We start from the raw sequence: 13,037 nt of genomic DNA on the forward strand, positions 1-13,037 counted from the left end.
ACGCTGCTACGTTGAATACGTAACAGCTATCACCTCGCTTTTCTCATTATATCGAGTTTAATTGACAGAATATAATAAAAGTTTAGCGCTATTTATATGCTTAATATTTACAATTAAATGTTAATTAGTTACAATTCATGTGAGGTGGTAAAATGGGATTTATTGCACATTATCGACGTGAGGACGACACACCGCAGCTTTTAGCGAATCATTTACGCGAAGTACAGGCACATTGTGAGGAAATCGGTGCGAAAATTGGCGCAGCGCATATCGTCGGTTTAGCAGGGCTATTCCATGATTTTGGCAAATATAGTACTGAGTTTCAAGCGTACATTCGAGAGGCGATTGCGAACCCTGACGCACCACCGAAGCGCGGCTCAGTCGACCATTCAACAGCAGGTGGGCAAATTATTTTGCAGCTTTCAAAGGAGTTGCCAGAGCTTCAGTTTGTATGTGAACTTGTCGCGAATGCGGTTTACGGACACCATAGTACATTACTTGATTTTTTAGATGAAAATGGACAATCACCGTTTGTAAAGCGGGGCAAGCTTCACCCTGAATTAAAAAGCATGCTTCAACACTTTTTTCAGGAAGTGATGCCAGCGAGTGACTTAAAAAACTATTTGCTCGCCGCACATGCAGAGTACAAATTATTGAAGCGCAAACTACAAAAACAAGGTGTACTCCATTTCTTTTTAGCAAAATACATATTTAGCGCATTGATCGATGCAGACCGAACGAATGCGCGACTATTTGATGAAAATGAAGAACGTACATTACGAATAAAGCCGCCATTTCCTTTATACGAGGAGCGTCTACAACAGGCACTCGCCGACAAGCAGAAAAAAGCAGTGCCAAACGATATTACGAAGGCGCGTCAATATTTGAGTGATCAATGCTTTGAGAAGGCAACTTTGCCAACAGGAATTTATACGTTATCGATTCCAACAGGTGGTGGCAAAACGCTCGCAAGTTTACGGTTTGCACTTCGACATGCACAGCTGTATGACAAGGAGCGCATCATTCAAATTGTGCCGTTTACAACGATTATTGAGCAAAATGCACAGGAAACACGCGATGTGCTGCAAACAAAGGATCTACTTGAACATCATAGCAATATCGTTGAAGATCGAGATGTGGAACAGCTAACATTTGAGGAACACGAGCAACGTCGTAAGCTTCATCGAGCAAAGGATAATTGGGATATGCCACTTATTTTTTCAACGATGGTACAGTTTTTAAATATTGCGTACGAAAAATCGTCTCGCTATACGCGTCGTTTCCATCATTTAGCGAATAGCATCATCATTTTTGATGAAATTCAAGCATTGCCAATTAAAACAATTAGCTTATTTAATGAGTTTATTACGTTTTTAAAGGATGTATGCAATACGACAGTGATTTTATGCACGGCGACACAGCCTGCTCTACAAAATGTGAAGCATCATATTACGATTGACGGTGAGCTTATTGACGACCTGCGTTCCATTTTACCAAGCTTTAAGCGAACGAATGTCATTTCGCACGTACGCGACGACATTTGGACAGTGGAGGACGTTGCCGAGTTTGCGCAGCAGCAGCGCGAGCATGTTGGTAATATTTTGATTATTGTGAATACGAAAAGCGATGCGCTACGGCTGTATGAGCAATTGAAAGGTCAAGGAGGAGTATACCATTTAAGTACGTCGATGTGTCCAGCGCACCGGCAGCACATTTTGGCAGAAATACGCGACAAGCTAAAGGAAGGCGAGCCGCTTATTTGCGTTAGCACACAGCTTATTGAAGCGGGTGTCGACGTGAGTTTCCAATGCGTTATTCGTGCGCTTGCTGGACTTGATAGCATCGCGCAAGCAGCAGGGCGATGTAATCGTAACGGTGAGGTTGCAGCTCGTGATGTATACGTTATGAATATGAAGCTGCCGAAGCGTCATTTCTTACCGACGATTGTGGAAGGAGCACATCAAACGAGTTTACTGCTACGCGACGATGAATCAAACGCAAAAAATTTACTTTCGCCTGACATAATGAATATATATTTTAGTGAGTTTTACAATGCATTTAAGCATGAGCAACATTTCAGTATAAATGGGAAAGAGTATACGTTACACGACTTGGCATTTTCATTAGATGGACATTGGTTAGAAGGAAAAATACTATCAAATTTACAGCATCATTACGCATTCAAAACAGTTGGACGTTATTTTGAAGTAATTGATAGTGCAACAACAGCTGTCATTGTGCCATATGAGAAAGAGGGGAAGGAGCTTATTGCTTCATTGGAGGCGCGAGACGTTGATGACTTTTCGCAGTTTTTAAAAAAAGCACAGCATTATAGCGTTAATGTTTTCGCACACGAACGCCAAAAGCTAGAGAGAAGCCAAATGCTCGCGTTATACGAAACGCCCTTTTTACGAATTTATTACGTGCGAGAAGGAGCATACGATCAAGATTATGGAATTAATGTGCAAGGTGATGCAGAGCTTGGCTTCATGGGCATATGAGAAATAAGTTAAAGAATTAGAAGGAGGAATACGATGCGTAATCAAATCGAGTATACAGTGTACGGTGACTATGCGTTATTTACAGACCCTTTCACGAAACTAGGTGGTGAAAAGATGACGATGCATATTCCGACGTATGAAGCATTAAAAGGTATTACGAGTTCTATTTATTGGAAGCCTAGCATCATTTGGATTATTGATGAAGTGCGCGTCATGAGTCCGATTCAAATGGAGTCAAAAGGAATGCGTCCGATGAAAATGGACGGTAAAAATGATTTAGCGTATTACAGCTACTTAAAAGACGTAAAGTATCAAGTGCGCGCTCATTTTGAATTTAATCATCGTCGTCCTGATTTACAGTCAGATTTCAATGAGCATAAGCATCACAATATCGCAAAGCGCGCTGTACAAAAAGGCGGACGTCGTGATATTTTTCTCGGCACGCGCGAATGTCAAGCGTATGTGGAGTATGAGGAATTTGGCAGTGGCGAAGGAGCGTATGATAATATCGATGAGCTACACTACGGTGTCATGGTGCATGGCATTGATTATCCAGATGAATCAGGGAAGGAACAGCTTATGACGTGCCTTTGGACACCTGTAATGAAAAATGGCGTCATTACGTTTATTCGTCCGGATGAATGTACGATACGTCGAGAACTAAGTACGTATGAAGCGAAGTCGTTTACAATTGGTCGAAATATGCAGTCTGTTGATGATACGTATGCCGAATTGGTAGGTGAATAATATGTCTGTATTACATGCGTTATACAATACGTACACAAATTATGAGGATAAAGCGGGAGAGGTCATTGCGAAACCGTTAAAGGATGGAACGATGCGTACATATATGTTGTTGCCATTTGCGCATACGACACAGACAGCGCATATTGAAATTTACGTGACAGAGCAAGGAGAGTATCACTCCGCGCACGTAGTACAAAAAGAATCAACCGTATTACCGTTTACCGAAGATTCGGGCTCGCGCGCCGGGAAAGTGTTTTCTCCACATGCATTGCACGATAAACTCATGTACGTAGCAGGTGATTACGCTGCATTTATGAATGAACCGGATAAAAAGGATGCGTTTTTGAAGTATAAGGAGCAACTTGGGAGTTGGGCAAAGTCATCCTATACGCATGCCGACGTGCAAGCCATTTATGCATATATTTCAAAAGGCACGGTTATTCGTGATTTAGTGAAAGAGGGCGTATTACATACAGATGAACAGGGACTGCTTTTACAAAAATGGACAAGTAAAGAAGATAAGCCGGACATATTCCAAGTTGTCGCATCAGGGCAAGAATCGGCGTTCGTGCGTTTTCGTGTGCGTAAAATCGACAGTGTGCCACCGTGGGAAAACAAGGAATTATTTGCAAAGTACATGCAGTATTATATGAGTACGATTCATAACGTTGACTTATGTTACATCACAGGTGAGGAAAGTGTGCGAACGATGAAGCATCCGAATAAAATTCGCAATTCCGGTGATAAAGGCAAACTTATTTCTACAAATGACGAGTCCGGCTTTACGTATCGAGGTCGCTTCAAATCGGCGAAGGAATTTGTTGAAAATGCATCGATTAGTTATGAAGCATCTCAGAAGATTCATAATGCTTTAAAATGGCTGATCGAGCAGCAAGGCATTACGATTGATGGTCGTGTGTATGTCGTTTGGTCAGAGCAACAAGTTGATGTGCCGCATTTTTTAGAGCAGCCTGAGTTAGACTTATCTGACATGTTTTCGCTAGTTGATGAAGTTACTGAGCCGGTTACAGAAAATGCACCTGTTAAAAAGCATACAAATAAAGTGCTTGCTGAAAATGTTGCTAAGCTTATGCAGGGAATGCGTGCCAATATTGCTGAGCATATCGAAAATGAGCATGTGCATATTATTTCACTTGATGCTGCTACGACCGGGCGTTTAAGTATTTTATCGTATCGCAATTTCCAAACGGCACAATATTTCGAACGGCTAGCGATGTATCAAGTGAAGGCGAGCTGGCTACAAACGGTGTGGGTTGACAAAAAGCCGCGTACGTATATGCAAGCACCGACGCTTCGGACAATTGCGCAAATTGCATACGGTCCACGTGCAAGCGATAAAATCGTGAAGCAAACTGTGGAGCGGCTCATTCCGATTATTTTAGAGCAGCGACCAATGCCATTTGATGTTGTACAAAAAATGCTTGCGCGTGCATCGAATCCGCATAGCTTTGAATCTATATCACAGTTTGAACAGGCGGTCGAGGTTGCATGTAGCGTCATGAAATATTATTTTGACAAGGAGGACTATACAGTGGCACTTCAAGAACAGAATAACAATCGCTCATATTTATTTGGTCGTTTACTTGCGGTCGCAGAAATCATCGAGCGAAGTGCACAGTTAGAGGAAAAGCGTACGACGAATGCAATGCGCTATATGAATGCATTCCAAATGAATCCACAACGTACGTGGATGACAATTTACCATAGTTTAACGCCGTATCGCCAAAAGCTAGGAGGAAGCGGTGTGTATTATGACCGCGTACTGCAGGACATTATAGCGCAGTTTGATGCAGACTCTTATATGAGTAACAAGGCGTTAGATGGTCAATATTTACTAGGATACTACAGTCAGCTAAAGGCGTTTTACACGAAAAAAGATAAAGTGGAGGGAACAAATAATGACAACGTTACAACAAAAAATTGATTTCGCTGTTGTGTTTAGTGTAGAAAATGCTAATCCAAATGGTGATCCGCTAAATGGAAATCGTCCACGTCAAAACTTTGAAGGTTACGGAGAAGTATCAGACGTATGCATTAAGCGTAAAGTTCGTAATCGCTTGCAAGATGTAGGAGAAGCGATTTTTGTGCAATCAGACGAGCGTGCAACAGATGGTTTTAAAAGTTTAAAAGATCGTGCAGATGCAGTCGCCGATTTAGCTGCATTAAAGAAGTCGAAGAAAAATGCAGACCCAGTGCTTTACGCAGCTCGTGCGGCACAAGAATGGTTGGACGTGCGTGCATTTGGACAAGTGTTCGCGTTTAGCGGAGATACATTATCAGTCGGCGTACGAGGTCCTGTGTCGCTTCACCCGGCGATTAGCTTGCAACCTGTTAACATTACGAGTACACAAATTACGAAAAGCGTGAATTCAGTAACGAAGGACGGAAAAAGCTCAGACACTATGGGTATGAAACATCGTGTTGACTTTGGCGTATACAAATTTGTTGGAAGCATTAACCCGCAGTTAGCGGAAAAAACAGGTTTTACATATGAGGACGCTCAAAAGATAAAAGAGGCACTTCGTACATTATTTGAAAACGATACATCATCTGCTCGTCCAGATGGCTCGATGGAAGTACTACATGTGTATTGGTGGGAGCACGATAGCAAAATGGGACAATATTCTTCTGCAAAAGTACATCGTAGCTTACGTGTTACAATGCCAGAGGACGCGAATTCAATTAACGAACTCAACATTGAACTAACAGAACTCGAGGGGTTAACGCCAATTGTTTACGACGGACAGTGATTACTTGTTATTGTCGGGCATTCAACATTTTCAATTTTGTCGTCGGCAATGGGCGCTCATTCATATTGAACAGCAATGGCTTGAAAATGTAAAGACGGTGGAAGGGCAGGCGGTACATACAAAAGTAGATCAGCCTGCTATAAAAGAAAAGCGTGGCGACAAGATTGTCGTGCGCGCAATGCCTGTATTGTCACATGAGCTTCGTATTCAAGGCGTGTGTGACGTTGTGGAGTTTCATCGACATCGTGATGGCGTATATTTGCCGGCATATAATGATACGTATACCATTCATGTAGTCGAGTACAAACGTGGTAAGCCAAAGCGCGGCAAGGAGGATATTGTACAGCTTGTCGCGCAGGTGATGTGTTTAGAAGAAATGCTCGCCTGTACAATCGCAGAGGCATCACTGTATTATGATGAAATTCGCCGTCGCCAAACGATTGATATTACGGAGGACGACAAGCAGCACGTACGTAATATGGTGAAGGAGATGCAAAGCTATTATACGCGTCAGCACACGCCAAAAGTAAAAACGGGTAAGCATTGTTTAAGTTGTTCACTCGAATCGATTTGCTTACCTGTATTAAATGAATCGAAAAGTGTTGCTGCATATATGAGGGGGTTTATGTAATGCGCAAGCTGTTAAATACGCTTTATATTACAACGCCGGATATTTATTTAACATTAAAAGGTGACACGATTATTGTTACGAAAGAGGAAGAGCAGCTTGCGCGCGTACCGCTGCTGAATCTAGAAGCAATTTGTACGTTCGGCTATGCAGGAGCGAGTCCTGCGCTTATGCATGCGTGTGCATCTAAAAATATTGCTTTGACATTTTTAGATCGACGAGGTCGTTTTTTAGCGCGTGTCGTCGGCGAATCGTATGGCAATGTTGTGCTACGTAAAACGCAGTATCGTATTTCTGATAGCCAAACGGACCGACTGCATTACGCGAAACATTTTATTTTTGGCAAAATTGCGAATCAAAAGTGGATGCTTGAGCGGGCAACGCGTGAAAATCCGATGCGTATTGACGTGCCTGTTTTTAAAGAAACGTCTGCACGATTAAGTAGCATGTTAAAAGATGTACTCGCCTGTACTGATGAAGAATCGCTACGAGGAATCGAAGGACAAGCAGCATTGCATTATTTTCAACTGTTCAATCAACTTATTTTGCAACAAAAGGACGATTTCGTATATAAAACGAGAAGTCGCCGTCCACCGCTTGACCGTGTGAATGCGTTGCTGTCATTTACGTACACGCTGCTCATGAAAGATACGGCGGCCGCACTTGAGAATGTGGGGCTTGATTCGTACGTGGGCTTTTTGCATACAGATCGACCAGGTCGCCAATCGCTCGCGCTCGATGTGATGGAAGAGCTACGTTCAGTCGTAGCGGATCGTTTTGTACTGAAGCTCATTAATAAAAAAATGGTCAGTGCGCAAGATTTTATTGAAAAGGAAAACGGTGCAGTGTTACTTACTGATGATGCGCGCAAAAAGTTTTTAAAGTATTGGCAAGAACGAAAGCAAGAAACGTTAACTCATCCATTTTTAGGTGAAAAAATTAATTGGGGGCTCGTTCCACATGCGCAGGCATTATTGCTTGCACGTACGATTCGTCAAGATGTGGAGCAATACCCACCATTTATTTGGAAGTGATGCTATGTTAATTTTAGTAACGTATGATGTCGCTGTAAGCAAGCCGCTTGGTCAGAAACGTTTGCGCCGTGTTGCGAAAGTATGTGAGGCATATGGTATACGTGTACAAAATTCAGTATTTGAATGTAAAGTCGATGCAACACAATATAAACAATTACAGCTTGCTTTGCTCGATATTATTAAGGAATCCGAAGATAGTTTACGTTTTTATGAACTTGGAAATAATTATAAAAACAAAGTTGTGCATTTCGGTGTGAAGGAAGCATTAAATGTCGAAGAGCCACTGATTTTGTGATAGTGCGAATGTGAAGTGAACATAAAATCTAACATCATCCGCACTTGAAAACTAGTGAGATGTGAGAGTGGAACGACATAGGTTAATTCTATATATATATCGTTGGTGATAGAAATGTTGTTTTTATATTATTTATTATTTATTTTTGCTAGATTTGGCAGTCTCTCTCTGTATAGGGAGAGTGGATTGAAATTGCAATTCATTCAAGCTTATAACACTCGCACAGCCGTCTCTCTCTGTATAGGGAGAGTGGATTGAAATTAAAGCTTATGTATCGAACTTTGTAAGCAACAAGGTCTCTCTCTGTATAGGGAGAGTGGATTGAAATCAGACCAATGGCGCTGTACATCGGTAGACGCGATGTCTCTCTCTGTATAGGGAGAGTGGATTGAAATATTTGAAAACAATCGTCGCGTACAATGCGTGCGTCTCTCTCTGTATAGGGAGAGTGGATTGAAATGGATCTGCAAGATATGTTTGAATCGATTTTCGTGTCTCTCTCTGTATAGGGAGAGTGGATTGAAATCCGAAATTGCGTCGGCGTGCTGGGCCAAACCATGTCTCTCTCTGTATAGGGAGAGTGGATTGAAATCGTTGTATTGGGGCTTGTTTGTACCGGAAGACGCGTCTCTCTCTGTATAGGGAGAGTGGATTGAAATGCACGATACCCAGCGTTTTGTGCGCTGTACGAGTCTCTCTCTGTATAGGGAGAGTGGATTGAAATGACGGTCGGCGCTTTTTTAAGCTTTGGATAGCGTCTCTCTCTGTATAGGGAGAGTGGATTGAAATGAGTGCGAGGTTTTGTTTATCCCCATCCAAAAAGGTCTCTCTCTGTATAGGGAGAGTGGATTGAAATGGCACAACCACTTTTGAGCGGCCTATCGTTTCTGAGTCTCTCTCTGTATAGGGAGAGTGGATTGAAATATTGGTTACAGGTGAAGATGCTTATGGTAATAGTCTCTCTCTGTATAGGGAGAGTGGATTGAAATCGTCAACATATAACCCCTCATTTCTGCATAATAAAGTCTCTCTCTGTATAGGGAGAGTGGATTGAAATAAAAGAGCACTTATCAGCAGCAATGAAAAAAGCGGTCTCTCTCTGTATAGGGAGAGTGGATTGAAATTGTCTACTTAGAAGCAGTTAAAAAATATTGTGATGGTCTCTCTCTGTATAGGGAGAGTGGATTGAAATCGCATTAATCGTTTGTACATACATCACACCTCAGTCTCTCTCTGTATAGGGAGAGTGGATTGAAATTACTTCGCGCGGTGGTTCGACAGGTGGTACATTTTCGGTGGATTGAAATATGAACATGCAGATCGTTTAGAAGAAATAACAGTCTCTCTGGGGAAAAGCTCGTGACTCAAGACCCCGTAAGCCGCGACGGAGGAGCGGTGCGAAGGCTTGAGGAAGGCGGTGAACGCTACGTCCATGTAGCACCGCCTTCATGACCAACATCGTGTTCGCCTCCGAGCCCCAGGAAAGCGAGCCGCAATACGCGAAATGCCAGTTGAATGGCTAATCAACACGCTTGATATTTGAAAAAACATTTTCGCTACGATAAACTATGCGTAAACACGTATATATGTCAGTATGTCTTTCTCGATTAGTGGGAGAGTGGATTGAGTGAGAAATGAGGGATTTAGCGTGGACGACGTAGGGAAAATGTATACGATTGGTGAAATCGCAAAGCTTACGAATTTGTCGATTCAGACGCTACGTTATTATGACAAAATTGAGTTGTTAAAGCCTGCATTTGTCGATGAGACGACGAATTATCGCTATTATACAGAAGCACAAATATATTACATCGATTTAATTAAGTCGCTGAAATATATCGGTACGTCGCTTGAGGATATTAAATATGCCCAATCGCTCACAACCGAGCAGCTCGTTGCGTTTTTAGCGCAGCAGGAAAAAATCGTCGAGCAAAAGCTGCGCAAAATGAAGGAAGTGCAGCACACATTATTGAAAACGAAAAAGCAGCTCGAAGATCAATTGAATATTCCGAGCTTTACGGAAGTATACGAGCGACAGGAGGAGGCAGAGCGCTTGCTTGTCGTTCGCGCAAAAGGTTTAACGCCCGCGTACATTCCAACATCGTACTTTTCGTCGATGCTTCAAACGGTCGAGCGAGAAGGCAGTGTCATGAATAGTCGGTACGGCGGGATTTTTGCGTTGCAGCGATATGATTCGCTTGAAGCGCTGCAGTATGACTATTTGTTTACGCCGCTGTTGACTGAGCGCTACATTGAAGAATTGAATCCAGGAATGGACGTTATGCGTATGAAGGATGGGCGTTACGTATGCATCGCGTTTATTTTTAACGCACATACGTATTTGCAGGAGTATGAGCGCTTGTATAATTATATACAGCAGCATGCACTCGTGCCGCTATCGAACGTGTATGAGTTTTACATGCCGATGAGCTACTCGCCACATGAGGATACGCAGTACATTGTGGAGCTTAAACTACGGGTAGAATAAAAAATAGAGCACATCGATTGACTGTATAGTTACTATAGGGTTTATGCTAGTACGTATAGTTTACTAGTATAGGAGAATAACGATGGAGAAAAAACAAAAATTAACATTGTCGATTTTGTTAATGAACTTATTCATTGCGTTTTTAGGGATCGGGTTAGTCATTCCGGTATTGCCGACGTTAATGAACGAGCTAAATATTGATGGAAAAACGGTCGGCTATTTAACAGCGGCGTTTGCATTAACACAATTAATTGTGTCACCATTTGCCGGAAAAGCAGTCGATCGATTCGGACGAAAAATTATGATCGTCCTCGGTTTATTTGTATTTGGTTTCTCGGAATTTTTATTCGGTTTTGGGAAAACGATCGAAGTATTATTTGTATCGCGCATTTTAGGCGGTGTGAGTGCGGCGTTCATCATGCCAGCTGTTACTGCGTTTATTGCCGATATTACGACGATGGAAACGCGTCCGAAAGCGCTTGGCTACATGTCGGCGGCCATTAGTACAGGCTTCATTATCGGACCTGGGATTGGCGGTTTCCTCGCAGAAATTGGGACGCGTGTGCCGTTTTATTCAGCCGGCGTACTCGGTGTCGTGGCGGCAATTTTATCGCTCATCTTACTGCGTGAGCCAGAGCGTCAACAAATGCCACTCGATGAATCGGCGGGAGCAGGAAAAAGCAGCTTACGTAAAATTATAATGCCGATTTTCCTCATTGCGTTTATCGTTATTTTCATTTCGTCATTCGGATTAGCAGCATTTGAATCGTTCTTTTCGTTATATGTCGATCACAAATTTGCATTCACACCGACCGACATTGCGATTGCCATTACAGGTGGTGCGATTTTAGGTGCGATTTGTCAAGTTGTGCTATTTGACCCGATGATGAGAAAAATGGGTGAAATTCAGTTAATTCGATGGATGCTGTTGTTGTCGGCATTTTTAGTGTTTGCGATGACGCTTGTCAATTCATATTGGATGGTTATGCTCGTAACGTTTACGGTATTTATCGGCTTTGACTTAATTCGTCCAGCAGTGACAACGTATTTATCGCGCATTGCGGGGAACGATCAAGGCTTCGTTGGGGGGATGAACTCGTTTTTCACATCGCTTGCGAACGTATTTGGCCCAATTATCGGCGGGATTTTGTTTGATATTGATATTAATTATCCGTATTACTTTGCGACGGTGTTTATTATTGTCGGATTAGTCATTGCGATTATGTGGAAAGATCCAGCAATGAAGAAAATTACATCATAATTGCTAGAAAAGTAGTATGCCGCTGTGCGTACTGCTTTTTTTGTAAGCAAAAAAGCATGTCGTACGTATTTTCTAAAGGAACATGTTACGATATTGACACAAGCATTTACAGATTGGAGAGGTCACTATTGCGAGATAAAATTATTGCGAATTTACAAAAAGCACAGCCGTTATTTATCGGTGAAGAGGATGCTTTTCGCTCCGCCGTTATGATTCCACTTGTCGAAAAAGATGGCGAGCTACACGTACTATTTCAAGTGCGCTCGTACACGATGCGAAAACAGCCAGGAGACATTAGCTTTCCAGGCGGTAAAATTGATGCGACGGACGATTCGCCACTTGCGGCTGCTATTCGTGAAACGCATGAGGAGCTCGGCATCGCCCATAGCGACATTCACGTTATTGCAGAGCTTAGCCCGTATATCGCATCCCCATCATTTATCGTTTATCCATTTGTCGGCATTTTGTCAGTCGATGATTTTCATATTAACGAAGCGGAAGTAGCCGAGCTGTTTTTCGTGCCGCTGCGCTATTTACTGAGCTATGAGCCGTACGTGCATTTAGTCGACGTCGCGCCGCAGCCTGGGGAAGATTTCCCGTTTGAAAAAATTATGAACGGTGCGCAATATCAGTGGCGCTCACGCAAAATGGAAGAGTGGTTTTACGATTACGATCGCTATACGATTTGGGGCTTAACGGCACGCATTTTAAAATATTTTTTACAGCTCGTTCGATAAAAAAGTTGAAACTTTCTGAAAACACTTTCGTATAGTATAGTACGGAAGTGTTTTTTGAAGGTGGTGTTATATGGATCATATTGCAAGGCGATTTCGCTATTTATATACTGGCGAAGCGACGGCAGCTATACTGTTTATCGGGTTAAGCGCGCTCGTCGACTATACATACGAAAGCTTGACGTTATATACATCGTCGGCGTTTTGGAGTGCGTTTTTATTGCTGGAGCTGTTGCTTGCACAAGGTACGTATTATTGGTATGTCAAATATAACAGCTACATCGCACGCAAACGAATTTCGCTTTCACGCATACGAACGTTTAAGCGTTGGCAACGAATAAACGGTGTGCTATTCGTAGTTGTTGGCATTATATGTATGATTGAGCTGTGGCACGTATCAACGGCGACGTTACTCGTCATTGTTGGTATATACGTATTTGCGCTCCTTGAGTACATCAACTACTTTTACGTGCAATTATCGTACGACAACGCGGCCGATTTACGTTATTTATGGCAGCATAAAAAATTAAAAGTTGCGAGCTTGCAGCGAGATTTTCAACGACTGAAAGGATGAGACG

The 13,037-nt window shown here is 42.4% G+C and carries 11 protein-coding genes and 1 CRISPR repeat array; all 11 genes read left to right on the top strand.

What is annotated here, in order from left to right:
• Positions 1 to 152: 152 nt before the first annotated feature.
• The 11 genes from A6K76_RS10575 (at position 153) to A6K76_RS10625 (ending at position 13,033) form a co-directional block, all read left to right on the top strand.
• Positions 153 to 2,501 carry a CRISPR-associated helicase/endonuclease Cas3 gene (locus A6K76_RS10575; protein ID WP_066464854.1) on the top strand — a complete coding sequence of 783 codons (2,349 nt, stop codon included), beginning with the start codon at positions 153 to 155 and terminating at the stop codon, positions 2,499 to 2,501.
• Between the two features lie 33 nt (positions 2,502 to 2,534).
• Entirely contained in the window at positions 2,535 to 3,248 is a 714-nt protein-coding gene (gene cas5c, locus A6K76_RS10580) for a type I-C CRISPR-associated protein Cas5c (RefSeq protein WP_066464855.1), read from the top strand.
• Between the two features lies 1 nt (position 3,249).
• Positions 3,250 to 5,193 (top strand): type I-C CRISPR-associated protein Cas8c/Csd1, encoded by a 1,944-nt coding sequence (cas8c, locus tag A6K76_RS10585; protein WP_066464856.1) that lies wholly within the window; start codon positions 3,250 to 3,252, stop codon positions 5,191 to 5,193.
• Positions 5,168 to 6,019 (top strand): type I-C CRISPR-associated protein Cas7/Csd2, encoded by an 852-nt coding sequence (gene cas7c / locus A6K76_RS10590; RefSeq protein WP_066464858.1) that lies wholly within the window; start codon positions 5,168 to 5,170, stop codon positions 6,017 to 6,019. The genes cas8c and cas7c overlap by 26 nt, the downstream gene beginning before the upstream one ends.
• Complete coding sequence (gene cas4 / locus A6K76_RS10595; RefSeq protein ID WP_066464860.1) at positions 6,000 to 6,650, top strand: CRISPR-associated protein Cas4; 651 nt, start codon at positions 6,000 to 6,002, stop codon at positions 6,648 to 6,650. The genes cas7c and cas4 overlap by 20 nt, the downstream gene beginning before the upstream one ends.
• Positions 6,650 to 7,681, top strand: a complete 1,032-nt coding sequence (gene cas1c / locus A6K76_RS10600) for a type I-C CRISPR-associated endonuclease Cas1c (RefSeq protein WP_066464862.1) — start codon at positions 6,650 to 6,652, stop codon at positions 7,679 to 7,681. The genes cas4 and cas1c overlap by 1 nt, the downstream gene beginning before the upstream one ends.
• 4 nt (positions 7,682 to 7,685) lie before the next feature.
• Positions 7,686 to 7,976, top strand: a complete 291-nt coding sequence (gene cas2 / locus A6K76_RS10605) for a CRISPR-associated endonuclease Cas2 (protein ID WP_066464864.1) — start codon at positions 7,686 to 7,688, stop codon at positions 7,974 to 7,976.
• 160 nt (positions 7,977 to 8,136) lie between these two features.
• Positions 8,137 to 9,234: a CRISPR direct-repeat array (repeat unit 33 nt; unit sequence GTCTCTCTCTGTATAGGGAGAGTGGATTGAAAT).
• Between the two features lie 408 nt (positions 9,235 to 9,642).
• Positions 9,643 to 10,464, top strand: coding sequence for a MerR family transcriptional regulator (locus A6K76_RS10610; protein ID WP_066464977.1), 822 nt, complete (start codon positions 9,643 to 9,645; stop codon positions 10,462 to 10,464).
• An 82-nt stretch (positions 10,465 to 10,546) separates the two neighbouring features.
• Positions 10,547 to 11,725, top strand: coding sequence for a multidrug efflux MFS transporter NorA (gene norA, locus A6K76_RS10615; protein WP_066464868.1), 1,179 nt, complete (start codon positions 10,547 to 10,549; stop codon positions 11,723 to 11,725).
• Between the two features lie 128 nt (positions 11,726 to 11,853).
• Complete coding sequence (locus tag A6K76_RS10620) at positions 11,854 to 12,462, top strand: NUDIX hydrolase (RefSeq protein WP_066464870.1); 609 nt, start codon at positions 11,854 to 11,856, stop codon at positions 12,460 to 12,462.
• A 70-nt stretch (positions 12,463 to 12,532) separates the two neighbouring features.
• A complete protein-coding gene (locus A6K76_RS10625; RefSeq protein ID WP_066464871.1) occupies positions 12,533 to 13,033 on the top strand; it encodes a hypothetical protein in 501 nt (166 codons plus the stop codon).
• Positions 13,034 to 13,037 lie beyond the last annotated feature (4 nt).

The sequence above is a fragment of the Caryophanon latum genome, assembly GCF_001700325.1.
In the GTDB taxonomy this organism is placed as follows: Bacteria; Bacillota; Bacilli; order Bacillales_A; family Planococcaceae; genus Caryophanon; species Caryophanon latum.

Coding starts and splice junctions, on each gene's coding strand:
- cas5c (WP_066464855.1), top strand. CDS start 2,535: ATGCGTAATCAAATCGAGTATACAGTGTACGGTGACTATGCGTTATTT.
- cas8c (WP_066464856.1), top strand. CDS start 3,250: ATGTCTGTATTACATGCGTTATACAATACGTACACAAATTATGAGGAT.
- A6K76_RS10575 (WP_066464854.1), top strand. CDS start 153: ATGGGATTTATTGCACATTATCGACGTGAGGACGACACACCGCAGCTT.
- cas2 (WP_066464864.1), top strand. CDS start 7,686: ATGTTAATTTTAGTAACGTATGATGTCGCTGTAAGCAAGCCGCTTGGT.
- cas7c (WP_066464858.1), top strand. CDS start 5,168: ATGACAACGTTACAACAAAAAATTGATTTCGCTGTTGTGTTTAGTGTA.
- A6K76_RS10610 (WP_066464977.1), top strand. CDS start 9,643: ATGTATACGATTGGTGAAATCGCAAAGCTTACGAATTTGTCGATTCAG.
- norA (WP_066464868.1), top strand. CDS start 10,547: ATGGAGAAAAAACAAAAATTAACATTGTCGATTTTGTTAATGAACTTA.
- cas1c (WP_066464862.1), top strand. CDS start 6,650: ATGCGCAAGCTGTTAAATACGCTTTATATTACAACGCCGGATATTTAT.
- A6K76_RS10625 (WP_066464871.1), top strand. CDS start 12,533: ATGGATCATATTGCAAGGCGATTTCGCTATTTATATACTGGCGAAGCG.